18 protein-coding genes, 1 tRNA gene, 1 rRNA gene, 1 pseudogene and 1 other annotated feature are annotated in these 23,383 nt (G+C 61.8%); of the genes and pseudogenes, 11 read left to right on the top strand and 10 right to left on the bottom strand.

What is annotated here, in order from left to right; all coding sequences use genetic code 11:
* Nucleotides 1-4: 4 nt before the first annotated feature.
* The 3 genes from WDB91_RS14045 to WDB91_RS14035 all read left to right on the top strand — a co-directional run bounded on the left by WDB91_RS14045 (nucleotide 5) and on the right by WDB91_RS14035 (nucleotide 3,087).
* Entirely contained in the window at nucleotides 5-1,036 is a 1,032-nt protein-coding gene (locus tag WDB91_RS14045; protein ID WP_339114820.1) for a leucyl aminopeptidase, read from the top strand.
* Between the two features lie 68 nt (nucleotides 1,037-1,104).
* Nucleotides 1,105-1,737, top strand: coding sequence for an isochorismatase family protein (locus WDB91_RS14040; protein WP_339114819.1), 633 nt, complete (start codon nucleotides 1,105-1,107; stop codon nucleotides 1,735-1,737).
* A 63-nt stretch (nucleotides 1,738-1,800) separates the two neighbouring features.
* Nucleotides 1,801-3,087, top strand: a complete 1,287-nt coding sequence (locus WDB91_RS14035; protein ID WP_339114818.1) for a uracil-xanthine permease family protein — start codon at nucleotides 1,801-1,803, stop codon at nucleotides 3,085-3,087.
* 78 nt (nucleotides 3,088-3,165) lie between these two features.
* Here WDB91_RS14035 and WDB91_RS14030 read toward each other — a convergent pair whose 3' ends face one another.
* Nucleotides 3,166-5,130: a glycosyltransferase gene (locus WDB91_RS14030; RefSeq protein ID WP_339114817.1), complete on the bottom strand. Its 1,965-nt coding sequence runs from the start codon at nucleotides 5,128-5,130 to the stop codon at nucleotides 3,166-3,168.
* Between the two features lie 380 nt (nucleotides 5,131-5,510).
* Here WDB91_RS14030 and WDB91_RS14025 point away from each other — a divergent pair, with 380 nt between their 5' ends.
* Nucleotides 5,511-7,586, top strand: a complete 2,076-nt coding sequence (locus tag WDB91_RS14025) for a TonB-dependent receptor (RefSeq protein WP_339114816.1) — start codon at nucleotides 5,511-5,513, stop codon at nucleotides 7,584-7,586.
* Nucleotides 7,587-7,626: 40 nt separating this feature from the next.
* Here WDB91_RS14025 and WDB91_RS14020 read toward each other — a convergent pair whose 3' ends face one another.
* The 7 genes from WDB91_RS14020 to WDB91_RS13990 form a co-directional block, all read right to left on the bottom strand.
* Entirely contained in the window at nucleotides 7,627-8,628 is a 1,002-nt protein-coding gene (locus WDB91_RS14020) for a LacI family DNA-binding transcriptional regulator (protein WP_339114815.1), read from the bottom strand.
* A gap of 235 nt (nucleotides 8,629-8,863) precedes the next feature.
* Nucleotides 8,864-9,805, bottom strand: coding sequence for a dihydrodipicolinate synthase family protein (locus WDB91_RS14015; protein WP_339114814.1), 942 nt, complete (start codon nucleotides 9,803-9,805; stop codon nucleotides 8,864-8,866).
* 63 nt (nucleotides 9,806-9,868) lie between these two features.
* Nucleotides 9,869-10,549: a GntR family transcriptional regulator gene (locus WDB91_RS14010; protein ID WP_339114813.1), complete on the bottom strand. Its 681-nt coding sequence runs from the start codon at nucleotides 10,547-10,549 to the stop codon at nucleotides 9,869-9,871.
* Complete coding sequence (locus tag WDB91_RS14005; RefSeq protein WP_339114812.1) at nucleotides 10,546-11,058, bottom strand: MaoC family dehydratase; 513 nt, start codon at nucleotides 11,056-11,058, stop codon at nucleotides 10,546-10,548. Before WDB91_RS14005 ends, WDB91_RS14010 begins: the two co-directional genes overlap by 4 nt.
* The gene (locus tag WDB91_RS14000) at nucleotides 11,048-12,619 is read right to left on the bottom strand and encodes a CoA-transferase (RefSeq protein ID WP_339114811.1); all 1,572 of its coding nucleotides are present in this window, start codon (nucleotides 12,617-12,619) and stop codon (nucleotides 11,048-11,050) included. Before WDB91_RS14000 ends, WDB91_RS14005 begins: the two co-directional genes overlap by 11 nt.
* Nucleotides 12,616-13,758 carry an acyl-CoA dehydrogenase family protein gene (locus WDB91_RS13995; RefSeq protein ID WP_339114810.1) on the bottom strand — a complete coding sequence of 381 codons (1,143 nt, stop codon included), beginning with the start codon at nucleotides 13,756-13,758 and terminating at the stop codon, nucleotides 12,616-12,618. Before WDB91_RS13995 ends, WDB91_RS14000 begins: the two co-directional genes overlap by 4 nt.
* A 20-nt stretch (nucleotides 13,759-13,778) precedes the next feature.
* Nucleotides 13,779-14,195 (bottom strand): hypothetical protein, encoded by a 417-nt coding sequence (locus WDB91_RS13990; protein ID WP_339114809.1) that lies wholly within the window; start codon nucleotides 14,193-14,195, stop codon nucleotides 13,779-13,781.
* A 117-nt stretch (nucleotides 14,196-14,312) separates the two neighbouring features.
* Here WDB91_RS13990 and WDB91_RS13985 point away from each other — a divergent pair, with 117 nt between their 5' ends.
* The 7 genes and pseudogenes from WDB91_RS13985 (at nucleotide 14,313) to lpxK (ending at nucleotide 21,492) form a co-directional block, all read left to right on the top strand.
* A complete protein-coding gene (locus WDB91_RS13985) occupies nucleotides 14,313-15,206 on the top strand; it encodes a dihydrodipicolinate synthase family protein (RefSeq protein ID WP_339114808.1) in 894 nt (297 codons plus the stop codon).
* 47 nt (nucleotides 15,207-15,253) lie between these two features.
* The gene (locus WDB91_RS13980; RefSeq protein ID WP_339114807.1) at nucleotides 15,254-16,222 is read left to right on the top strand and encodes a TRAP transporter substrate-binding protein; all 969 of its coding nucleotides are present in this window, start codon (nucleotides 15,254-15,256) and stop codon (nucleotides 16,220-16,222) included.
* Between the two features lie 51 nt (nucleotides 16,223-16,273).
* Nucleotides 16,274-16,798, top strand: a complete 525-nt coding sequence (locus WDB91_RS13975; protein WP_339114806.1) for a TRAP transporter small permease — start codon at nucleotides 16,274-16,276, stop codon at nucleotides 16,796-16,798.
* Complete coding sequence (locus WDB91_RS13970; protein WP_339114805.1) at nucleotides 16,798-18,084, top strand: TRAP transporter large permease; 1,287 nt, start codon at nucleotides 16,798-16,800, stop codon at nucleotides 18,082-18,084. Before WDB91_RS13975 ends, WDB91_RS13970 begins: the two co-directional genes overlap by 1 nt.
* An 81-nt stretch (nucleotides 18,085-18,165) precedes the next feature.
* Entirely contained in the window at nucleotides 18,166-20,049 is a 1,884-nt protein-coding gene (locus WDB91_RS13965; protein WP_339114804.1) for an acyltransferase family protein, read from the top strand.
* 76 nt (nucleotides 20,050-20,125) lie between these two features.
* A pseudogene (locus WDB91_RS13960) lies at nucleotides 20,126-20,580 on the top strand (transposase); the annotation flags it as partial.
* Nucleotides 20,569-21,492 (top strand): tetraacyldisaccharide 4'-kinase, encoded by a 924-nt coding sequence (gene lpxK, locus WDB91_RS13955; protein ID WP_339115101.1) that lies wholly within the window; start codon nucleotides 20,569-20,571, stop codon nucleotides 21,490-21,492. The pseudogene WDB91_RS13960 and the gene lpxK, both read left to right, overlap by 12 nt.
* Before the next feature lie 71 nt (nucleotides 21,493-21,563).
* Here lpxK and WDB91_RS13950 read toward each other — a convergent pair.
* Both WDB91_RS13950 and rrf read right to left on the bottom strand, forming a co-directional pair.
* Nucleotides 21,564-21,640, bottom strand: a tRNA-Met gene (locus tag WDB91_RS13950).
* Nucleotides 21,641-21,698: 58 nt separating this feature from the next.
* Nucleotides 21,699-21,813 (bottom strand): 5S ribosomal RNA (gene rrf / locus WDB91_RS13945).
* A 78-nt stretch (nucleotides 21,814-21,891) separates the two neighbouring features.
* Nucleotides 21,892-23,383: a sequence feature (23S ribosomal RNA rRNA prediction is too short), on the bottom strand.

Below are 23,383 nucleotides of genomic sequence, written 5' to 3'. Positions count from 1 at the left end.
TATCATGGACCATCAGAGCTTTACCGAAATCTGCCTCCACCAGCTGAAAATGTCGGGCGTGCAATCCGACGAGCGGCTGATCGTGCTGACCCAGGGCAATGAACGCCTAGATTATGCCGATGCCTTCATGGCCGCTGGCCGTATCCTTGGCGCGAAGATGTATCACATGCGCCTGCCCGCGCCGCCCGTTGTGGGCAATTGGGCAGTGGGCCAGACCGGTCTTGCGGCGATGCCCGAGGCGGTCGAGGCGCTCAAGAACTGCGATATGCTGATCGACTGCATCTTCCTGCTGTTCTCGCCCGAGCAATTCGCCATTCAGGCCGCGGGCACCCGAATCCTTACGGCGGTCGAGCCGCCCGAGCTGCTGGCGCGCATGCTACCCACGCAGGAGATCCGCGAGAAAGTCACTATTGCCGGTGAAATGGTCGATAAAGCCAAAGTCATGCGCATCACCTCCCCGCATGGCACCGATGTGACCTATAAGCTCAATACCTATCCGGCGGTCACCGAATATGCCTGCACCGATGAGCCGGGTCGCTGGGACCACTGGCCCTCGGGCTTTGTGTTCACGGGGGGCGATGATGATGGCGTCGACGGCACCATTGTCGTGGCACCGGGCGATATCCTCCTGCCGCAGAATGTCTATGTGCGCGAACCGATCACCTATACGATCGAGAAGGGCTGGATCACCGATATCCGTGGCGGTCTCGATGCCGAGCTGGTTAAATCCTATATGAGCGATTTCAACGACCCGCGCGGCATGGGCATGAGCCATGTCGGCTGGGGGATGAACCCCAATGCCAAATGGCACAACCTCCAGCCCGGTGCTTTCCCGGGCGGGATGGGCATGGAGCCGCGCGCCTTCTATGGCAATGTCATGTTCTCGACCGGCCCGAATAACGAACTGGGCGGGCCCAATGACACGGCCTGCCATCTGGATATCCCGATGCGCGGCTGTTCCTTGTTCCTTGATGACGAGCCTGTGGTGATTGACGGCGATATCGTCGTCAAAGAGATCGCGATGGAGCGCAACTGATTTTCCCCCGACTGGCCCCGCTCTTCTCCTGCGGGGCCTCTTTTCTTCCTGCTTTCCGAGGCATTCAAATGTCCCAAGACCAGACCTATACCGCTGCAGGCTTCGGCAATCCGGTGCCGCGCGGCACGAAGCCTGCTGTGGTCGTCGTCGATTTCTCCTATGGTTTCACCGACCTGCAATATCCCACGGCCTCGGATGCCGCCTCCCAGATGGCCGCAACCAAGCGGCTCTGCGATGTAGCCCGCGCCAAGGGCTTTCCGGTGATCTTCACGACCATCGCCTATCACAAGGGGGAGCTGGACAAGCTGCCATGGCTGAAAAAGGCGCAAGGCATGGCCGCGCTCATTGAGGGCTCGCGCCTCGTCGAGATCGATGCCGCCACCGGCATCCGGCCCGAAGATGCGATCGTTACCAAGAAAGGCGCCTCCTCCTTCTTCGGCTCCACGCTGGCAGCACTTCTGGCGGGCGCGGGTGTCGATACGGTCATCGTCTGTGGCGCGACCACCTCCGGTTGCGTGCGCGCGACTGTGGTGGATTCGGTGCAATCGGGTTTCAATACGCTGGTGGCCGCCGATGCCTGCGCCGACCGCGCGCAAGGCCCGCATGACGCGAACCTCTTCGACATGGGCCAGAAATACGCCGATGTGACCCATTCCGACGAGCTGATCGGCTGGATCGGCCAATTGGAGGCTGCCCTCTGAACATCAGAGTGCTAAAGCGCATCAGCCCGTTCGGGCCGAGATTACGTTAAGGAGCGGAAGACGATGTCTTATTTTCCCAGATGGAGGCTGACCACCTCTGACACGGTCATGCCCGATGAGCGCCTGCCGATGCGCGCCGCCGTGCCGATGGGTATCCAGCATCTGGTGGCCATGTCGGGCTCGACCATTCTGGGGCCGCTCCTGATGGGGTTCGACCCGAACCTCGCGATCCTGTTCTCGGGCATAGGCACGCTGATCTTCTTCCTCTGCACAGCGGGGCGTGTGCCCTCCTATCTGGGGTCGAGCTTTTCCTTCATCGCCGTGGTGATCGCGATCACCGGCTATGCGGGCACGGGCCCCAATGCCGATATCGGTGCGGCTCTGGGGGGCATCATCGCCTGCGGCGCGCTTTACGCGCTGATCGGCTTGGTCGTCATGGCCGCGGGCACCGGATGGGTCGAGAAACTCATGCCGCCTGCGGTGACAGGGGCGATCGGCGCAGCCATCGGGCTGAACCTCGCGCCTGTGGGCGTCAAAGGCATCGAGGGCGGGGGGCTGCATACCACCATCGCACTCCTTACGCTGTTGGCGGTGGCGCTGGTTTCGGTCTATGCGCCGGTCGCACTGCGCCGCGTCTCGATCCTGATCGGCATCGCGGCGGGCTATGTCGCGGTGCTGGTCCTGGGCAATGGCATGGGCCTGATGCCCGCGATCGATTTCACGCAACTCTCCGCCGCCCCGTGGTTGGGGATGCCCGCCTTCCAGACGCCGCGTTTTGAAACCGGTGCGATGGTGCTGATCGCGCCTGTGGCCCTGATCCTCGTGGCCGAGAATCTGGGCCATATCAAAGCTATCGGCGCGATGACCGGTCAGGATATGGACCGCTATGTGGGTCGCGGGTTCCTGGGCGACGGTCTGGCCACGATGGTCTCGGGCGCGGGCGGCGGCACGGGCGTGACCACATATGTCGAGAATATGGGCGTGATGGCCGTGACCCGCGTATTCTCCACGCTGACCTTCATCATCGCGGCTTGTGTGGCGATTCTTCTGGGCTTCTCGCCAAAATTCGGCGCGCTCTTGCAAACTATTCCAGCCCCCGTGCTGGGCGGGTTGTCGGTGGCGGTCTTCGGACTGATCGCGGCAGCGATGCTGCGGCTCTTCGTTGACAACAAGGTCGATTTCTCCAAGCCCCGCAACCTCTTTACCGTCGGTGTGACGCTGGTCTTCGGCTCGGGGGATTTCTCGCTGAGCTTCGGCAATTTTGCCATCGGCGGTATCGGCACCGCAACGCTGGCCGCGCTTGTGCTCTACCAGATCCTCGGGCTGTGCGAGCGCAAGACGCAAGGCTGAGACGCGCGTTCCGGACATCCGCTACTACGGGAGGGGCCTGATCGGGGCCTCCCCTTTTCGCGTCCTCTCAGGCTCCCCTCAGCCCCCCTGCGCCAGCCAGCCGGCAGGCCCCATCTCGGCGAGATCAGGCGCGCGCTGCCGGAGCGCTTCAACGAAAGCTTCGGCAAACCCGTCGGCAGGAGCGGTGCCGGAGCTGCGTGACACCGGCGTATCCTTCTGTGCATCCACACCGAAAATCGCCCCGATCCGTTCGGGCGTCAGAGCGGGCACTCCCAGCGTGGCGCAAATCGCACCGACCGTCTCATGCGGCGCAGCCACCAGCCGGTCGTAATCGATCACCGTCACCTCGAGCCCGCGCGCCTGCGCGGCACGGATATAGCCGAGCTGGTCCGAGAGGGTCTTTGCCAGAACCTCCGGCGCCGCGCCCCAAAGCCTGTGATAGGAGAGCGCCCATGCCACCGGCTCGCGCACGACGAAAAAGACCAGCGTATCGCGGTGATGCGCCGCCATATCCTCGCAGACGGGCGTCGCCTGCGCGCGCAGTTTCACCACGAACTGCGACTGGCCTGTCTGCGCCGCCTGATCGGCCAGCACATTGAGCCCCAACCGCATAAGCCCCTGATAGAGCGCAGGTTCGGCGCGCAACTCCGGTGTAACGGCCAGATTGGTGAAACTGTCGGGCTCCGACCATGTCGCAAGCCCCATCCCCTTGGTGAGTTTCGACAGCAAGGTCGAGCCGCAGCGCCCGATGGACGCCATCACCACCGGTCGGGCACGCAAAGGCCGCTGCCACGGGCCGATATTATCGAAGGACATGGCATAGCCTGCGGATCCGAGTTTCCGGAGTCCCTGATAATAGAATGGCTCCTCCATCAAAGGCGCGTCTTCCGGCACGTCGCACCAGAAGACCTCGCGTCGTCCGGCATCCAGATGGTGGATATGCAGGCTGGAAAAATCCCCGACGAAACGCTCGGTGGTGCCTCTGGATGCGATTTTTATGGCCGTACGAGCGGAGATCGCGGTGGCCTTTCTCGGGCGGAACACCAGCGAATATTCCTCCAGTGGAATCATATCCTCCGGCGGTTCTTCGGAAGGTGGTTCGGGCAATGTGGCGTTGATGAAGGCCTGTATTCCTACCAGCGTCTCCGTTTCGTCCGCCGGCCCGAGCGCGAGGAGATCGACGAACACCTTTCTTGCGACCAGACGCAGCCCGGTCTCCTCGACCGCGGCCAGAGCTTTCAACAAAATCTGCGCATCATGCGCGATCACCTTATGCTGGAAAGCCGTCCGGTAGCCCTGCGGCTGAATGTCGAGGAATGCCAGACACTTCGCCAGAACGGCAAGCCGTGCCGCTATATTGCGCCGCGATCCCTGCTTCTGCGTGAAGGAAGACTTATCCTCGCGCACCCGCCACAACACGGCCACCTGCGCGCAAACATCAATCTGCTCCGACATGCAGAAAGCGCGCAGATTGGGCAGAATATCCTCGAAGATCCCGTCAGGGATCGGATAGCAGGCTTTCTCGAAGAAATCCCGCCGGAAAATCTTGTTCCAGAAGACACTGGCAAAGACCAGGTCCGGTCGGTCCTCCGGACGGACTCCGCTTCTGCTGACCGCATGACCACGGCTCAGCCGGCTCTTGCGCAGCACCCCTCCGCCCCGCAGGCGCCGGAACGCGCAGGTGACGAAATCGGACCCGCTTGCCTGCACCTGCCGGAGGGCCGCAAGATAGGCCTCCGGCACGACAAGATCATCCCCATCCAGAAAACCGATATGCGCCCCGCGCGCCCCTCTGATCCCGATGTTGCGCGCCTCTCCCGGTCCGACACGCGCTGCTTGCAACAGCCGGAAACGTGGATCATCGCGCACGCGCGCCTCGCATCTTTCACGCGAGCCATCCGTTGACCCGTCATCGACCAGAATGAATTCGACCGCCACATCGTTCAGCGCCGCAAGGCTATCGAGGCAATCGGGCAGATAGCGGTCCACGTTGAAGACCGGCACGATGATACTCAGTTCGGGAAGGACGCTTTCGGATGTCATGTTGCTTCTGGCCTGCCCCCCACAGGTAACGCCGCGCCGGAAGATCACGCGATACATCATTGGTAGGCCCGCCCCTTCTCCATCGCAAGCGCTGCACCCTCCGGTCGAGATCCACCCCGGCGGCCCCGGCGAGTAACTGCCTAAAACACGTGCGTATTTTACGGAAATCCGTCAGAGCAGGTCTTTATCGACACCCGGAGCCTGCCGGCAAACTCTCGCAAGACGAGGCCCATTCGTTGCATTATAGCCACATATCCAGCGCCGTCCCGAACCGGATCACGTCAGGCAGACGCGATCCGCATAATACCCGACAAAAACACTTTGAATAAGATCCGCGTGATGGATACCCAACGGAAAATCACTTTCCCGGGAGACCCCTCATGCCTACGCGCCTGTCCCTCACCTCGCCCCGACACCTCGGGCGGCTGACCGTAAGGACGCTTCTCGCCTCTTCTGTCGCGGTCCTGCCCCATCTTGCCCATGCGCAGGACGAGACCCTCGAGACGGATGTCACGCTCGACCCGATCATGGTCACCGCCTCGACCCTCACCACCACGCTGCAGGACGCCCCCGCCTCGGTCACCGTCATCGGCGCCGAGGATATCGAGGCCAAGGGCGCGCGCGAGCTGACCGAGGTGCTGCGCGAGGTGCCCGGCCTCAATCTGAGCCGCTCGAATGACGGCACCAACAAAGTCTCCTTCCGCGGGCTGTCCTCCAGCCGGACGCTCATCCTCGTCGATGGCAAGCGCATCAATGCCAGCAAGAGCTTCGCCCGCCACTATCAGGGCGATCTGGGCGACATCCCCACCGACGCGATCGAGCGGATCGAGGTGGTGCGCGGCCCGATGTCGACCGTCTACGGCTCGGATGCGATGGGCGGTGTCATCAATATCATCACCAAGAAGCCGACCAAAACCCTCTCCGGTTCGGTCTCGGCCGATTTCGGCTTTGGTGACCACAGCACCACCGGCGATAACCGCCAGATCACCGGCTATGTCAGCGGCGCGATCACCGATACCCTGTCGTTTTCGGCCTGGAGCAAGATCTCCGAGCAGGATGCGCCCGATCCGTTCACCTATACCGATAGCGATGGCGAGGCGGCGACCGCTTATGGCAGCGACGGCTCCAAGGTGCGTAATTTCGGCACCCGTCTAAGCTGGACGCCGTCCGATACGATGGAGTGGGGGCTCGAATATTCCGGCTCCACCGATAAATATCTCGCCTCCGAAGGCGCGCATGACACCAACCATGTGAAAAAGGACAGCATCGGGCTGACCAATGAGTGGACGCTGGGGCAAGGCACCCTGTCGAGCTATCTGCGCTATGAACATGCCAGCAACGAGAGCTGGGACAGCGATGCGCTGGCCTGGGAAGATCCGATCGAGTATGACACCACCTCCTTCGAGACGCGCTATACCTCCTTCACGCAGCTGGGCTCGGTAGGGCTGGAATATACGCTGGGCGGCACGGTGATGCGCGAGGAGCTGAATGATCCGCAGACCACCAGCGGCACGGTGCTCGACGGCTCGGCAACCACGGCGGCGCTTTACGGCGAGGGTCGCCTGACCCTGACAGACCGCCTCAGTGTGACGGGGGGCGCACGGCTCGACCATCACGAGGAATTCGGCGAGCATCTGTCGCCGCGCCTCTATGCCAATTACGATCTGGGCCATGGCATGATGCTGAAGGCAGGCTACTCCGAGGCCTTCGTCGCCCCCGATCTGCGCAGCCTCGACCCCAATTACAAGATGAGCTCGCGCGGCAACGGGTGCAAACCCTATGCCGGCCCCTGCGTCATCTATGGCAACGAGGATCTGGAGCCCGAGACATCACAGAATTACGAGATCGGGATCAATGCGCAGGGCCGGACCGTCAGCTGGGAGCTGACCGCCTTCTATAATAATGTCGACAATATGATCGGCGCACGCCAGACCGGCGAGACCGATCCCGATACCGGCTATACGATCTACGAGCGCACCAATCTCGACAGCGGCAAGACCGCAGGTGTCGAGGGCGGGCTGACATGGCAGGTGCAGGACGGGCTGAAATGGACCAATACCTTCACTTATCTGGCAAAATCGGAATACACCTATACCTATGATGCGCTGAAGGATGTGACCTTCCCGATGGCCACGACCCCCAAATGGAACATCACCACAGGGCTCGACTGGACGGTCAACGACCGGCTGAACCTCTCGGGCACGCTCACCTATGTCGGAAAACAGGCCAATTATCAGGATGCCGACGACCTGAGCTCGGAAGAGGCCCGTGCCGTACCCAGCGGTCAGAATTCGGACCCCTATTATCTGGTGGATGTGGCGATGAACTACCGCCTCAACGACCAGACCAACCTGCGTCTGGGGGTGGACAACCTCTTCGACCAGCAACCCTCCGACGAGACGAGCTACCGCGAGAATGGCCGCCTTTACAAGATCGGCCTGACGACGCGCTTCTGACACAAAGGCTGCCACCCGTGAGGCGGGTGGCAGCGATGCTCTAAAGACCCTCGCTGATCAGGATCTCCTGCGGCAGATGCGCCATGACCGGCGCGCCCGTATGGCCGATGGGCAGGACCATCCGTGCCACCGCCGCGCGCGCCAGCCCCTCGAAGGAATGGCTCAGGACGACATCCACCCAGCCCTGCGCCATCGCCGCCGCGACATAGGGATCGCGATAGGTGCCGATCACCGCGATATCGGGCCGGTCGAGCAGTTTCAGCGCCCCGATCGCGCCCGCCATTCCCGCCCCGATCACATAGAGCCCGCGGATATCGGGCTGCTGGCCAAGCAGACGGTAGAGGCGATTGCGGCAGGTCGCGTCGCTTTCGCCGCAATCGAGCCGCGACACCAGATCCATTCCAAGGCCCGCAAGACAGGCTGCGAACCCTGCGGCACAGTCGCTTTGCGCGGCAAAACCGGACGCGCCGCAGATCACCGCGACCTTGCCGCCCTGCGGAAGAAGCCGCTCCATGAACCAGCCCGCACTCCGCCCGAGCCGGAAGGCATCAAGCCCCACAAACCCCGCCCGCGCGGCCTGCGGCAGATCCGACAGCAGCGTCCAGACCGGCACCTGCCTCTGCGCAAGCTCCCCGAGGGTCTGCACAAGCACCGGATCATCGGGGCACATGACCCCGAGCGCATCGCAGGACTGCGCAAGCTCCTGCAAGATGATGGCCGCCGTGGCGGGGTCGGTCTCGTCATAATAGCGCAGTTCGGGCCTTGCGCAGATCTGCGCCGCCTCGCTCAGCGCCGCACCGATATCGCGATAGAGGCCGTTGCCCTGCGGCAGCACGAAGCCCAGCCGCTTGGTCCCTGCCCCTTCCGCCGCGCGGCGGCGCAGCACGGGCACACCGTGGAACCCGATCGCCTCGGCCACCGCCAGCACATGCTCGCGGGTTGCCTTCTGCACGGCGCCCCGCCCGTTCAGGATGCGGTCAACCGTCGAGGCGCTCACCCCTGCCGCCTGCGCCAATCGTGGAATGGTGATCCTGTGTGCCAATCGCCTTCTCCAGCCGTTCGCTCCCGCCTTCGGGCGGGGAGCATGCAAAGCTGGCGGTCCCCCTCAGCGGGGGGTGGCTGGCAATCCTATTGCGCGAAACACCGTTCGAGCATCGCGCTAATGCCTAGATGACGTGCCGACAGACATTCTTCAACCGCAATAAGCTCTGCGCGCACATACGAGGCCCCATCCGCGGCAGCGAGGGGGCCTCGTTCTCCTTCCCCATCCGATGCCGTCAGGCGTTATCGCGGCCGATCGTGGTGAAGACCTCGTGCAACTGCGCCGCAAGCTCCGGCGTCACCGGCAAGAGCGGCAGACGCGGGGTCGAGCGGTCGATTACGCCTAACGCCACGAGCCCTTCCTTGATGCGGGTATGCATATCGACCACCGGCGCGGGATGATAGATGGATTGCACCACCGGATAGAGCGCGTCATAGGCGGCACGCATTGCTGCCAGATCCTGCGCCTCGGAGGCCGCCCAGAGGCGGTTGAGCAGACGTGGCGCGACGCTTGCCAACCCCGAAAGGATGCCATCGGCACCAAAGGCCACCTGCGCGAAGAACCAGTTGAAATTCGAGGCCAAAATGGCGACATCGGGCGCCTTTGCCTTCACCGCACGGACATTTTCCTCATAGGCGAGGATCGTGCCCGACCCCTCCTTGATGGCCACCACCGTGTCGATGGCGGCGATCTCGGCCAGCATCGGCGTCGAGAAGCCGAAGCCCGAGGCTACGGGGAACTGGAACACCGAGAGCGGCACTTGCGGGAATTCCTTCTGCAAGGCCTCGAAGAACCTGGGGCCCGCCTGGGTTGCGGCATTGCCACCGGCAATGGCTTCGGGCGGGAAGATGGTCACGACATCGGCCCCGCCCTCTAGCGCCGCCTCGATCTGCGAGAGCGCCTGCGGCAGGCCGGTCGGAACGACCCCTGCCATCAGCGGGCGGCCATCGGCCACAAAGGCGCGGGTCACGCGCAGCACCTCGGCACGTTCGGATGCGGTCATGGCGGTGGCCTCGCCCGCATGGCCGTTCACGAACACGCAGGCCGCCTGTTCGGCCCGCGCGCAGTGCTCGAGCGTGGCCTCGTAGCCTTTCCAGTCGATCGATCCGTCCCCGGTGAAGGGCACGGTCGTAGCAACGGTCACGCCGCGCAAAGCGGCGCTGGTGACTCTGGTCATCAGTCTATCCTTATTGATGTCGCCCCGCAGAGCGGGCGTCGCTCGGCGGGCGGTATGTCCGGCTCAGGCCCCTGCGGGGGGCAGCCGCTCGAAGAGGTCCTCGCGCACGGCGGCATTCTGCATCCGCAACAGCGCCTCGACCTGTTTGAAATCATGGCGTTTGAGCGCCTCGACGATCAGCGCCATCTCCAGCGCGAGGCCCTGCCTGCGCGCGCTGCCATAGCCGAAGCTATGGCGGAACGCGTAAATCATCTCCCAGCCATGGCTGAAGATCCGCAATGCCTCGTCGTTGCCGCCGAACTGCACGATCAGCGCATTGAACCCGCGGTTATGGCGCAGGGCCGCCTCGTCATCGCCCTGATCCACCGCCTGCTGATAGGCGCGCTGATGCGCCTCCAGCTGCGCGATCTTGTCCAGCGTCAGGCAATCGCGCAGCCCGCGCAGCGCCATGATCCGCAACTCGGTATTCAGGTCATAGAGATCGGAGACGTATTTATGATCGATCCGGCGCACCACCGCGCCCTTGTTGGGGCTGAATTCGATCAGTCCCTGCCCTTCGAGCAGGCGCAAGGCCTCGCGCAGCGGCATGACCGAGCAGTCGAACATCTTCGTAAGGGCTGCCAGTTTCAACCGCTCGCCGGGGCGGAACTTGCCCGACAGGATCGCATTGCGCAAATTGTGGCTTGCGGTCTCGACGGCATTCTCCTGCCGTGCGGGCTCGATCTGGGCCTCTAGGTCGGTCATGTGCCCTCCGCGAGCGTCTCTGCCTTCGCTCTGATGAAAGACAGATGTTGGGCCGAAATCAAGACCCTACCATCGGCGCGGCGCAATTCGACCTCTTCCGTGACAATGCCTGCAGGGCGCGAGGACGAAGCCCGCGCGCCCGAAAACCTCATCCAGACATACACGCGGTCCCCGGGCAGGATGGGCGCACGGAATTTCACCGCATCCCAGCCAAGCGAGGCAATCGAGCTTTGGTCATAAAGATGCAGCCGCGTCTTCAGGCCCTCCATCAGGGACAGGCCGAACAGACCATGCGCGATGAGCCCCGGAAAACCGGCCTTGCGGGCATAGTCCTCATCGACATGCAGCGGGTGTTCATCCAGCGTCACCTTGCCGAAGATCGCGATCCCCTCGCGGGTGATCTCATGGTCCGAGGTCACGAATTCGGCGCCGACCTCGATATCCTCATAGAACAGACCCTCGGGGCCGATGCCCGCAAGGCAGGCCTGCATCTGTGCTTCAGTGGCCATTATTCTCTCCTGTCAGACGGGTTTTGAGATCCATCGCGCCGGTCCGGAACAGAGCGGCCTCCATCAGTTTGAGCGTCTCGCTGATGCGCGGCGCGAAGGCCATCTGGTCGAGCACATCCTCGCGCAGCCGCACACCGGGTGCCACTTCGACCAGCACCAGACCATCCGCCTCGAGCCGGAAGACCGCGCGTTCAGTCACAAAGGTGACCTCCTGCCCCTTGGCCCGCGCCTGCGCGCCGTTGAAGCTGATCTGGCCGACTTTCCCGACGAATTTGCGCATCCGTCCTTCGGTGGTGATCTTCATCTCGCCCTCGGCGGGTGCGCAGCGCAGCCCGCCACCCGTCAGCGTGCCCGAGAAGACCAACCGTTTGGCGTTCTGGGTGATGTCGATAAAGCCGCCCGCGCCATCATAGCGGTCACCAAAGCGGGTGACATTGACGTTGCCCTCGGGATCGACCTCGGCAAAGGACAGGAAAGCGCAATCCAGCCCGCCACCATCGTAGAAGTCGAACTGATAGGGCTGGTCGATAATCGCCCGTGGGTTATAGGCGGTGCCGAATTCGCGCGCATAGCCCGGAACGCCGCCGATGACACCTGCCTCGACGGTGAGGGTGATCATATCCTCGATCCCCTCCTCGGCGGTAACATTGGGGATCATCGCCGACACACCCACCCCGAGATTGACCACCTCGTCAGAGCGTAGCTCCATCGCGGCACGGCGCGCGATCACACGGCGCTCGGTCAGCGGATCGGGCGCAATCGAGGAAATCGGCACGCGGGTCTCGCCGCAGCGCGCGGGGTCATAGCCCGTGGTATAGGTCTGCATCTGCTCGGGTTCGACCACGACGTGATCCACCAGAAAGCCCGGAATCTTCACCAGTTGCGGATGCAGAGAGCCACGTTTCACCAGCCGTTTCACCTGCACGATGACCGTGCCGCCATTGTTATGGACGGCTTGGGCGATCGACATATCCTCGCGAGTCGTTGCCTCATGTTCCATAGCGATATAGCCATCCTCATCGGCCGAGGTGCCGCGCAGGATGCAGATATCTGGCAAGGGCATCCGGTAGAACAGCCATTCGCGCCCGGCCAGCTCGGTCAGTTCGACAAAGGGCTCCTCGGCGCGGGCATTCATCCGCCCGCCATCCTGACGGGGGTCCATATAGGTGCCGAGCCCCACATGGGTCACAACCCCCGGCATCTTGCCGGCCTGCGCGCGGAACATCTGGCTCATGACGCCCTGCGGCAGGTTGTAGCCCGCCACACGGTTCTCGACGATCAGCTTCATCAGCGGCAGTTGCAGCCCGAAATTGGACCCGAACACGCGCGAGACCATGCCCTCATGCGCTAGCCGGCACAGGCCCTTTTCGGTCACGGCCCCAATGCCCGTGACATGGATCAGCGTCAGGTTCGAGGGCGAGCGGGTGTCATGGAAACGGGTCTCGAGCGCCTCGAGGATCGCCTCGGGGACACCGGTGCCGCCATTGCCGCCCACCACTAGCACCTGATCGGGACGGACGAGATTGGCCGCCTCTGCGGCGGTAAGAATGCTCAGGCTCATTGATACTGCTTCTCGAGATTGCGGGCGATGATCACGCGCTGGATCTGGTTGGTGCCCTCATAGATCTGCGACAGGCGGACGTCGCGATAGAGACGCTCGATCCGGTATTCGCGCGAATAGCCGTTCCCGCCATGGATCTGGAGCGCGTTGGAAATATGCACCTGCGCCATATCGGTGGTGAACAGCTTGGCCTGCGCGGCCTCCAGCGCATAGGGCAGACCATCATCGGACATGCGCGCGGCATGATGGATCATCAGACGCGCGGCGGTGATGTCCTTCGACATATCGGCGATCATGAACTGCACGGCCTGATGCTCGAAGATCGGCACGCCGAACTGCTTGCGGGTGGTGGCATAGGCCATCGCATCCTCCATCCCCGCCTGCGCCATGCCAAGCGCCATCGCCGACATCAGAAGCCGCGAGAAGTTGAAGTTATCCATCGCCATCTTGAAGGCGCGGCCTTCCTCGCCCAGAAGGGCAGTGGCGGGCACGCGGACCTCGTCGAAGCTGACCTGACATTCGGCCAGACCGTGCATGCCCATCAGCTCCTCGGATTTCCCGCGCGAGATGCCGGGTGTATTCATATCCACCACAAAGGCGCTAATGCCGCGATAGCCCGCATCGGGATCGGTCTTGACAAACACCATGATCATATCGGCCACGCGACCGAAGGTGACCCATGCCTTGGTGCCCGAGATCACCCAGTCGTCACCATCGCGCACCGCGCGGGTGCGCATGGCCGAGACATCCGAGCCCGCATCGGGTTCGGTGACCGCACAGCTGGGGATGATCTCGCCTGCCAGAATGCCGGGGATCAGCGCGCGCTGGGTGTCGTTGCCATGGTGATGGAGGACGCGCACGGCCTCGGTCGGGATGGCAAAGGCATTGCCGACAGCGCCCGACGCCCCTGCCAGACGTTCCATCACCGCGCAGGCGGCCAGCGCCCCGAAGCCCGATCCGCCGGCCTCCTCCTCCAGCGCCACGCCGAACAGTCCCTGTCCGGCCATTGCCTTGTAAAGATCCGCGGGGAAATCTCCGGCCTTGTCGAGGGCGGCGGCGGCGGGTGCGATGACGTCGGCGGCAAAGCGCGCGGCCATATCGTCGATCATCGCTACATCTTCGCTGAAGTATCTCTGCATAATCGTCCCTGTTTTTTGTATCAACTATTGCGCGAGCGCGTCTGTTTCATATCAGCGGCAGAGATGCCGCCATGATAGGCATCCGTCTCGTCACGGGCGACGAAATAGATGGCCACATGCGCCAGCGGCAGGCCGTAGCTCTCGGCAAAGGCCGTAGCCAAGGCGCGCGCGGCGCGATTCTGCTGGTCTTTCGGCCGAGGAAAGGCGTGAAGTTTTATAAAAATGCGCTTTTTTTCGGCATCTTCGCCAAATTTTCCGGCATGGGCATAGGCATCACGAGAATCATGGAAATAGCAGGTGACGATGTCGGGGCTTACCTTATAGGCCTCCACAAGCGCCCTGGTCGCCTCCTCAGCGGCCGCCTTACGCGCCTCTAAAGGCCCGCCAAAATCAGATATTTCCATAAATGGCATCGCTATTTCCTTCCAGAGCCACACGGCCCCTCCTGCCAGAGAAACGCCAGCTCAAGCCTTTGATTTCATCAAATCCGCCCATTGACGACCAAAATATATCAAATAATGTGAGTAGCAACAGGTTATTTGAGGTCATGACTGATGGCTCACACGCCGTTTCGCGGCAATTATACCGTCTGCCTGACAGCCTTCGACCAGAGCGGCGCGCTCGATCTGGAGCGGATGGCCGGCTATGTCGAGTGGCAGATCGCGCAGGGCGTGGACGGGCTGATCCCGCTGGGCAGCACGGGCGAGTTTCTCTCGCTATCACGCGAGGAACGCAGCGCCGTGGCCGAATGCGTGATCCGCACGGCGCGGGGCCGTGTGCCGGTGCTGATCGGCTCGGCCGCCGAGTCGACCGAGGAAACGATCAGCCTGTCGCAGGAGGCCGAAGCACTTGGGGCCGATGGGGTTATGGTGATCGCGCCCTTCTATTCCAGCCCTACGCCAGAAGAACGTTTCACCCATTTCCGCCGCGTGGCAGAGTCTCTGAGCCTTCCGGTGATGGTCTATAATAACCCCTTCACCGCCAATATCGACATCACTGCCACAGATCTGGCGCGGCTGAGCGAGATCGACAATATCCTCTATGTGAAAGATACCTCGAAAAACGTCCATCGCGTGACCGAGATCCTCGACCTGTGTCAGGGACGGCTGGAGGTCTTCGCGGGCTATTACCCGTGGGAATCCTGCCTCGCAGGAGCCGTGGGCTATAGCTCCGTCGTCTCCAACATCGCACCCACGCTCTCGACAGAGCTGGTCACACGCGCACGCAATCTGACCGACTGGGAGGCAAGCCGCGCACTTTACCGCCGCATGCTGCCGCTGATCAACGCCCTCGGCGGTGATCTCTATGTGCCCGCAACCAAGGCCGCGATGCGCATGATCGGGCAGGATATGGGGCCGCCGCGCTCGCCCCGCCTGCCGCTTCCCGCGGCCGCCGCGCCAAAACTGCGCGCTATCCTTACTGCCCCCGAGTTGGGACTGCTCGGGTAGGCCCCAACGTCTAACCACAACAAATGACCAAAAAAACAGGGATAACCATGACACTTCATTCGCTTCTGATGGCTTCCGCCCTCACGCTTGCCACTACACTTGCCACCCAAGCCGCCGAGCTGCGCGCCTCGCATAACGCCAATGCCGACGAGCCCTATGGCGTGGGTCTCGACAAGATGGCCGAGATTGTGGCCAAGGACACCGATGGCAGCCTCACCATCAAGAGCTTCCCCAATGCGCAGCTGGGCGACGAGATGGAAAGCATCCAGGGCACCCAGATGGGCACCGTGGATATCGCCGTGGCCGCCAACGAAGCACTGGCAAACTTCGCCCCCGATCTGGCGACCTTCTCGCTGCCCTATATTTTCAAGAGCTCCGAACAGATGGACAAGGCGCTGAATGATCCGAAGATCTTCAATCTGGTCTCGACCATTCTCGAAGAGCGGGGGTTCAAGCTGCTGGCGCTGTTCTCGGCGGGCGAGCGTCATATCATGACCAAGAAACCGATCAACTCGATCGATGACCTGAAGGGCGAGAAGATCCGTGTCATCCAGAACCCCGCCCATATCGATGCGTTCAAGGCGTTCGGCGCGAATCCCGCACCACTGCCCTATACCGAACTTTATGGTGCGCTGGAAACGGGCGTGGTGGATGGCGCCGATGCCGCTAATACCAACTACTACTCGCAAAAGTTCTACGAGGTGGCTCCCGATTGGGCGATGGTCGGCTGGCTGCAGCTGGTGGCCCCCGTTGTCATGGGCAAAGCGGCCTTCGACAAGCTGCCCGCAGACCAGCAGAAAGCGCTTCTGGATGCGGGCATGCAAGCCGGCAGCTTCGAGCGCCAGTATTACGTCAAGAGCGATGCGGAGAAACTCGAGAAGCTGAAAGAGGCGGGCGTGACGATTACCCATCCCGACACCGCGCCCTTCCGCGAGGCCGCGGCCGGTGTGAAGGAGAAATATCTCGATGATGACCGCAAGAAAGAACTCTACGAGATGATCAACGCGGTCAACTGATGCAATCGCGAGGGGGGCGCCCCCTCGCCTCCCACTACCGGAGGTCTGCCCATGTCATGGTTTGCCAATTTCGTGCATAAGCTCAGCAGGGCCTTGCGCCTTGTCGTATCAGGGATCGTCGTCGCACTTCTGGGCGTCATGCTGGTCTCGGTCCTTGTTCAGGTGGCAGGGCGCTATCTCTTCGACTATCCGATCTCGTCCGCCTCCGAGATCGCGACCTTCGCACAGATCCTTCTGGTGCTGTTCGGTTCGGGTATCGCCTTGGCCCGCGGCCAGCATGTAGCCATAGATATGCTCCCTGCCCTGCTCCCGCGCAACGCGGCCCGTGTGGTGCTCGTGGCGATCAATGCGGTCATCATCGCCTTCCTGGCAGTGCTTTGCTACGGCACCCAACCGCTCATCGCCTTCGGCAAATTCCAGACATCGCCCGCTCTGGGCCTCCCGATGATGTATATCTACATGACCATGCCCGTCGCGGGTATCTACATGATGATCGAGGCACTCGATGCCTGCATCCGTCGCTGGAACGACCCCTTCCCCCGACCCGATGTTCCAGCGCTCGACGAGGCCGCCTGATGATTGTCATTGTTATTGCCTTCGTGGCGCTTCTGTCTCTGGGCGTGCCCGTGGTTTTCGTGCTCGGCGCCTCAGCGGTGGGGTCGTTGCTGCTGACCACCGATATTCCCGTCTCCATCGTCAGCCAGCGGATCTTCGCGGGGCTTAACTCCTTCACGCTGATGGCCATCCCCTTCTTCGTGCTGGCGGGGCTAGTGATGGATGCAGGCGGTATCTCGCGCCGCATCGTCGATTTCGCGACCGCGATGATGGGCTGGGTCACGGGCTCGCTGCTGCAGGTTTCCTGCCTTGCGGCCACGGGACTTGCCGCCATCTCGGGTTCGGGCTCTGCAGATGTGGCGGCCGTCTCGGCGATCATGCAACCCGCGCTCAAACGCAAACGCTATGATGTCGATTTCGGCGCGGTCATCATCGCCTCGGCCGGGGCAATGGCAGCCGTCATCCCACCCAGCCTGACCATGGTTGTGCTCGCGGTGATCACCAATATCTCGATCGGGGCACTTTTCATGGCAGGCGTGGTGCCGGGGCTGATATGCATCGCGCTCCTGATGCTCAACGCCTATATCCATGCCAAGCGCGGCGGTCCGCAATATCTCGAGACCGAACGCTTCAGCCTTGCCCGCCTGCTCAGGGCCGGATGGGCCGCGATCCCCGCGATGGTGATGCCCGTTATCATTCTGGTGGGCATCCTGGGCGGTGTTTTTACCCCGACAGAGGCCTCGGCGGTAGCCGCCTTCTATGGGCTATTGGTCGGGATGTTCGTCTATCGCGAACTCAAACTCTCGGATCTGCCCGCGCTGTTCCTGCGCGCGGCCTCGATCGCGGCCTCGGTCATGCTGATCATCGGCACGGCCTCGGTCTTTGCATGGCTGATCGCAAGCAACAACGTCCCCGCCCTGCTGGGCAACTGGCTGCGCGAGGTCTCCTCGAGCCCTGCCGTCTTCCTGCTCCTTATGAATGTGCTCCTGCTGTTCATCTGTATGTTCATGGAAACCATCGCGGCCCTTCTGATCGTGGTGCCGGTGCTGACACCGGTGGCGCTGTCACTGGGGATCGATCCGGTGCATTTCGGCATCGTCATCATCCTCAACTGCGCCATCGGCACGGTCAGCCCGCCCTACGGGATCTCGCTCTTTGTCGCGGCGAATGTGGCCGAGCGCACGGTTATACAGGTCACCCGCAAGATGTTCTGGCCGTTCCTGTCGATGCTGGCGGTGCTGGCCCTGATCACCTTCGTGCCGGCCGTGCCCCTCTGGCTGCCCCGCATATTGGGGCTGGTGCAGTGACTGGGGCCAACTGCCGATAATCGGATCTTTACCACATCCCTGTTAGATGGACATGTTGTGTAACAGTGTCAGGAATAACGCGTGAACCGTCCGATCAGCCCCGAAATGTCAGCAACCTTCCGGGCCGATATTCAGGGCCTTCGGGCCATCGCCGTTCTGTCCGTCACCCTTTTCCACGCCTTTCCCCATGCCCTGCCCGGCGGTTTCGTCGGGGTGGACATGTTCTTCGTGATCTCGGGCTTCCTGATCGGCGCTCTTCTGCGCCGCGATATCGCCACGGGCCGCTTCTCTCTGGCCGAGTTCTATCGCAAGCGCATCCGGCGTATCTTTCCGGCGCTCTTCGCGATGCTGCTCGTCTGTCTGGCCGTAGGCGCCCTGATCCTGAGCCCCGAGAAGTTCGAGGAACTGGCCCGCAATGCCCTCTCGGCCACGATCTTCCTGTCGAATGTCGATTTCTACCGCTATAGCGGATATTTCGACACAGCGGCCGAACTGCGGCCCTTGCTGCATACATGGTCCCTTGCCGTCGAGGAGCAGTTCTATCTGCTCTTCCCGCTGGTGCTCTGGCTGGTGATGCAGCGCGCCGCCCGCCATCTGGCATGGATCACGCTCCTGAGCGTGCTGGCACTGCTGGGGCTGTCGCAATGGTCGCTCGACCATCCGACCGCCGCCTATTTCCTAACACCGTTCCGCGGCTTCGAGCTGCTGGCCGGCGCGCTGATGGCCTACGCGCCCGTCCCGCCCGCGCGTCTGCGTCCGGTCCTCGCAAGCGCGGGTGCGGCTCTTGTGCTGGCCAGCCTGATCCTTCTTTCCTCCAGGACCCCCTTCCCCGGCCTCTGGGCGGTGCCGCCCACTCTCGGGACGGGACTGATCCTCTGGGCAGGGCGCGCAGGCACCACGCGGATCGCGCTCTGGCTCTCGCATCCGGTGCTCGTATTCTTCGGCGCGATCTCCTACTCGCTCTATCTCTGGCACTGGCCGATCATGGCCTATCTGCGTCTTCTGTCGCCTGAGGAACCGACCATCTGGGTCATGGGGCTTTCGCTTGCCGCATCGGGTCTGGCGGGCTGGCTGAGCTACCGCCTGATCGAGCAGCCCTTCGCCCAGATACCGACCACACGCCCGATCCTGCGGGCGGGCGTCTGCGCGATGCTGGCCCTGATCGCCGGTTCAGGCTGGATCTGGTGGCAAAAGGGCATGCACCAGCGTTTCACGCAGGCCGAGCTACAACTATTTGCCGGAGCCGAAGATTACAGCCCATGGCGCGCAAGCTGCCATAAACACCTACCCTATCGGGACACCTGTATATTGGGGTCGGGCGACACCCCGCCCGAGATCGCGGTCTGGGGTGACAGCCACGGCACCGAACTCTCGGCAGCCCTCTCGCACGACCGCGCGGTGCGCCAGATCACCGCCTCGGCCTGCCCGCCGGTCATCGGCATCGACATGCCTCGGCGTCCGGATTGCCGGCGCGCGAACAAGGCGATGCTGGCGGGGCTCGTGGCAGACCCCACCATCTCGACCGTCCTTCTGGCCACCAATCGCGCGGCCTATCCCGAGAATCTCGCGGGCATGGCAGAAGGCTACCGCGCCGTCGTCGAGGCACTGGTTGCGGGCGGCAAGGAGGTGATCCTGCTGGGACAGATTCCCAATCCCGATCTGGATGTTCCCCAGATTGCCGGCTCCTACAAACTGCTCGGACGCGATCTGGCGACGCTCAGCATGCCCGCGCATCCGCAGATACCGATGCTTGTGTCATGGGCCGGACAGCAAAAGGCCCTTGCGCGAGAGCTGGACCTTCAATGGATCGACCCGACAGCCAGCCTGTGCCGTGACGGGATCTGCCCGATGACCGAAGCCGACAGCGTCCTCTATTTCAACCCTACCCATGTCAGCATGGCAGGCGCGGAGAAGATCGCGACCCTGATCCCCGCACCCGTGCACCGGACCATCACAGCGCGCTAGCCGCGCCCTGGTCTTGCCCCACTTGAGTGATCCATTTTTTGGGATAGTTTATCCCGTATTATGGAGGACGACTTGGATGGCAGGCAAATGCGAGAAGCCGGAAGCTATCGTCCTGAAGCTGCGTCAGGTTGAGGCCTGTGCCAGGGCCAAGGCGCGAAGCTGGCGGATGCGGTTCGCCAGATTGGTGTGACCCGAACCGGACCTATTACCGTAGGCGACGTGAGTATGGCGGGATGAACCGCGATCAGCTCAATCGGCTTAAGGAACTCGAGCAGGAGAATACGCGGCTCAGATGAGCCGTGTCGGATCTGACGCTCGACAAGCTGATCCTTACGGAGGCTGCAAAGATGAGGGGCGTGTAGCAAACCCTCCAGTGGAGGGTTTGTAGCCCCGAACGCGCAGCCCTTCTGAGCCCTTCGCGTCGTCGTCAGTGCATCGACCATGTCCGGCGGGAACTCGGCAACTCCGAACGCCGTGCTTGGTCTGGCCCTTGGGCAGCACCGGTCGACCCAACGCAAGATCCCGCTCGGGTGCCTGACGGCCTATGCGACTTCTCGTCGCGTTTGTCGTGAGGGGTTGCGTTTGAATATTCCGGTTATCTGCGTTGGTAACATCAATGCGGGCGGGACGGGGAAGACGCCGACGGTTATGGCGGTTGTGCAGCTCCTTCAGGCGCTCGGTCACGCACCGCATATTGTTTCTCGCGGGCATGGTGGGCGGTTGATTGGTCCTGTGCGGGTTGATGCGCGTGTGCATGATGCCTCGGCTGTCGGGGATGAGCCCCTTTTGTTGTCGTCCTTTGCGCCTGTCTGGGTGTCGAAGGACCGTGCGGCGGGCGGTGTTGCGGCCTGTGCTGCGGGGGCGGATGTGATTGTGCTTGATGACGGTCACCAGAACCCTGCGCTTGTGAAGGATCTGAGCATTGTGGTTGTGGATGCGGGTCGAGGTTTTGGGAACGGGCTTTGCCTTCCAGCGGGTCCGTTGCGGGAGCCTGTATCTGCGGGTCTTTCGCGGGCTGATCTTGTTGTTTCGATCGGGGAGGCTGCGGCGCAAGAGCGTTTTGCGTCGCGCTGGGGCGCTTATCTTCCCTGCCCTCATTTTACTGGCCACCTGGCCCCGTTGCCGACGGGTATGGACTGGCGTGGATTGCGGTGTTTGGCGTTTGCGGGGATTGGTTATCCAGAGAAGTTTTTCGATACGCTACGAGGCTTGGGTGCGTCGGTTGTTCGGACGGAGTCACTTGGTGACCACCAGCCTTTCACGGCTGCGCTGTTGTCGCGTCTTTTGCATGATGCGCAGGCGGATGGTTTACAGCTTGTGACGACGGAGAAGGACGCTGCGCGTTTGCCTTCATCCTTGCGTGGTGAGGTGCTGACATTGCCTGTGCGTCTGGAGATTTTGCAGGCGGAGGCTCTTGATGCCCGTCTTCATTCGCTCTTCTGAGCGGATTTTCCGGTCTATTTTTGCTGTGTCAAGAATGCGCGAAGCCGCCTCTGATGAGACGGCTTTTTATTTGGTTGCGGGAGTAGGATTTGAACCTACGACCTTCAGGTTATGAGCCTGACGAGCTACCGGGCTGCTCCATCCCGCGTAAGGATGTGTCTGATTGGGGGGGTATCGTTATAGAGATGATTGACGCTCTTTATTAGGTTTGGCGGTGACCTACTCTCCCACGTCTTGAGACGCAGTACCATTGGCGTGTTGGCCCTTAACGGCCGGGTTCGGAATGGGACCGGGTGTATAGCCAGCGCTATGACCACCAAACCGAATAAAGAGCGTCCAAGTCAAGTTGTGTTCGTATGCATGATTTTGATCTGTAGGAGTGTCTGTCTACTACTGGATCAAATCAAGCCAATCGGGCAATTAGTACTGGTCAACTGAATGCATTACTGCACTTACATCTCCAGCCTATCGACGTGGTGGTCTTCCACGGCCCTCAAGGGATACCTAGTTTTGAAGGGGGCTTCCCGCTTAGATGCTTTCAGCGGTTATCCTGTCCGGACATAGCTACCCAGCACTACCGTTGGCACGATAACTGGTCCACCAGTGGTCCGTTCACCCCGGTCCTCTCGTACTAGGGGCAACTCTTCTCAAGTATCCTACACCCACGGCAGATAGGGACCGAACTGTCTCACGACGTTCTAAACCCAGCTCACGTACCTCTTTAAACGGCGAACAGCCGTACCCTTGGGACCTGCTCCAGCCCCAGGATGAGATGAGCCGACATCGAGGTGCCAAACGGTGCCGTCGATATGGACTCTTGGGCACCATCAGCCTGTTATCCCCAGAGTACCTTTTATCCGTTGAGCGATGGCCCTCCCACTTGGGACCACCGGATCACTATGGCCGACTTTCGTCTCTGCTCGACTTGTCAGTCTCGCAGTCAGGCAGGCTTTTGCCATTGCACTCAACGACCGATTTCCGACCGGTCTGAGCCCACCTTCGCGCGCCTCCGTTACTCTTTGGGAGGCGACCGCCCCAGTCAAACTACCCGCCACACAGGGTCCCGGATCCGGATAACGGACCGCGGTTAGACATCAAGAGTGCGAAGGGTGGTATCTCAAGGATGCCTCCACCGGAACTAGCGTTCCGGCTTCAAAGGCTACCACCTATCCTGCACATCACAATCCTGATGCCAGTGTGAAGCTGTAGTAAAGGTTCATGGGGTCTTTCCGTCTAACCGCGGGTAGTGTGCATCTTGACACACAGTTCAATTTCGCTGAGTCCACGTTTGAGACAGCGGGGAGATCGTTACGCCATTCGTGCAGGTCGGAACTTACCCGACAAGGAATTTCGCTACCTTAGGACCGTTATAGTTACGGCCGCCGTTTACCGGGGCTTCAATTCAGAGCTTGCACCCCTCCTTTTAACCTTCCGGCACCGGGCAGGCGTCAGACTGTATACGTCGCCTTACGGCTTCGCACAGCCCTGTGTTTTAAGTAAACAGTCGCCACCCCCTAGTTTGTGCCCCCCACCTATAGTTGCCTACAGATGGGGCCTCCTTCTCGCGAACTTACGGAGGCATTTTGCCGAGTTCCTTAAACGTGGTTCTCTCAAGCGCCTTGGTATTCTCTACCAGTCCACCTGTGTCGGTTTCGGGTACGGTCTTATAGAGAGGCTATTTCCAGGGACCTGTAGGCTGCCCGACCAATCCGATAAGGTCGAACAACGGTTCAGATCCGTCACCATCTCACGGCCCAGGAATATTAACCTGGTTCCCATCGACTACGCCTTTCGGCCTCGCCTTAGGGGCCGGCTTACCCTGCTCAGATTAGCTTTAAGCAGGAACCCTTGGACTTTCGGCGACAGGGTCTCTCACCCTGTTTGTCGCTAC

The organism is Thioclava sp. GXIMD2076 (assembly GCF_037949795.1).
Classification (GTDB): Bacteria; Pseudomonadota; Alphaproteobacteria; order Rhodobacterales; family Rhodobacteraceae; genus Thioclava; species Thioclava kandeliae.
This window is presented reverse-complemented; position numbering and strand designations above follow the sequence as displayed.

What these genes read in the sequence shown, in the direction of transcription:
- WDB91_RS14045 (WP_339114820.1), top strand. Translation starts at nt 5, where the DNA reads ATGGACCATCAGAGCTTTACCGAAATCTGCCTCCACCAGCTGAAAATG.
- WDB91_RS14040 (WP_339114819.1), top strand. Translation starts at nt 1,105, where the DNA reads ATGTCCCAAGACCAGACCTATACCGCTGCAGGCTTCGGCAATCCGGTG.
- WDB91_RS14035 (WP_339114818.1), top strand. Translation starts at nt 1,801, where the DNA reads ATGTCTTATTTTCCCAGATGGAGGCTGACCACCTCTGACACGGTCATG.
- WDB91_RS14030 (WP_339114817.1), bottom strand. Translation starts at nt 5,130, where the DNA reads ATGACATCCGAAAGCGTCCTTCCCGAACTGAGTATCATCGTGCCGGTC.
- WDB91_RS14025 (WP_339114816.1), top strand. Translation starts at nt 5,511, where the DNA reads ATGCCTACGCGCCTGTCCCTCACCTCGCCCCGACACCTCGGGCGGCTG.
- WDB91_RS14015 (WP_339114814.1), bottom strand. Translation starts at nt 9,805, where the DNA reads ATGACCAGAGTCACCAGCGCCGCTTTGCGCGGCGTGACCGTTGCTACG.
- WDB91_RS14010 (WP_339114813.1), bottom strand. Translation starts at nt 10,549, where the DNA reads ATGACCGACCTAGAGGCCCAGATCGAGCCCGCACGGCAGGAGAATGCC.
- WDB91_RS14005 (WP_339114812.1), bottom strand. Translation starts at nt 11,058, where the DNA reads ATGGCCACTGAAGCACAGATGCAGGCCTGCCTTGCGGGCATCGGCCCC.
- WDB91_RS14000 (WP_339114811.1), bottom strand. Translation starts at nt 12,619, where the DNA reads ATGAGCCTGAGCATTCTTACCGCCGCAGAGGCGGCCAATCTCGTCCGT.
- WDB91_RS13995 (WP_339114810.1), bottom strand. Translation starts at nt 13,758, where the DNA reads ATGCAGAGATACTTCAGCGAAGATGTAGCGATGATCGACGATATGGCC.
- WDB91_RS13985 (WP_339114808.1), top strand. Translation starts at nt 14,313, where the DNA reads ATGGCTCACACGCCGTTTCGCGGCAATTATACCGTCTGCCTGACAGCC.
- WDB91_RS13980 (WP_339114807.1), top strand. Translation starts at nt 15,254, where the DNA reads ATGACACTTCATTCGCTTCTGATGGCTTCCGCCCTCACGCTTGCCACT.
- WDB91_RS13975 (WP_339114806.1), top strand. Translation starts at nt 16,274, where the DNA reads ATGTCATGGTTTGCCAATTTCGTGCATAAGCTCAGCAGGGCCTTGCGC.
- WDB91_RS13970 (WP_339114805.1), top strand. Translation starts at nt 16,798, where the DNA reads ATGATTGTCATTGTTATTGCCTTCGTGGCGCTTCTGTCTCTGGGCGTG.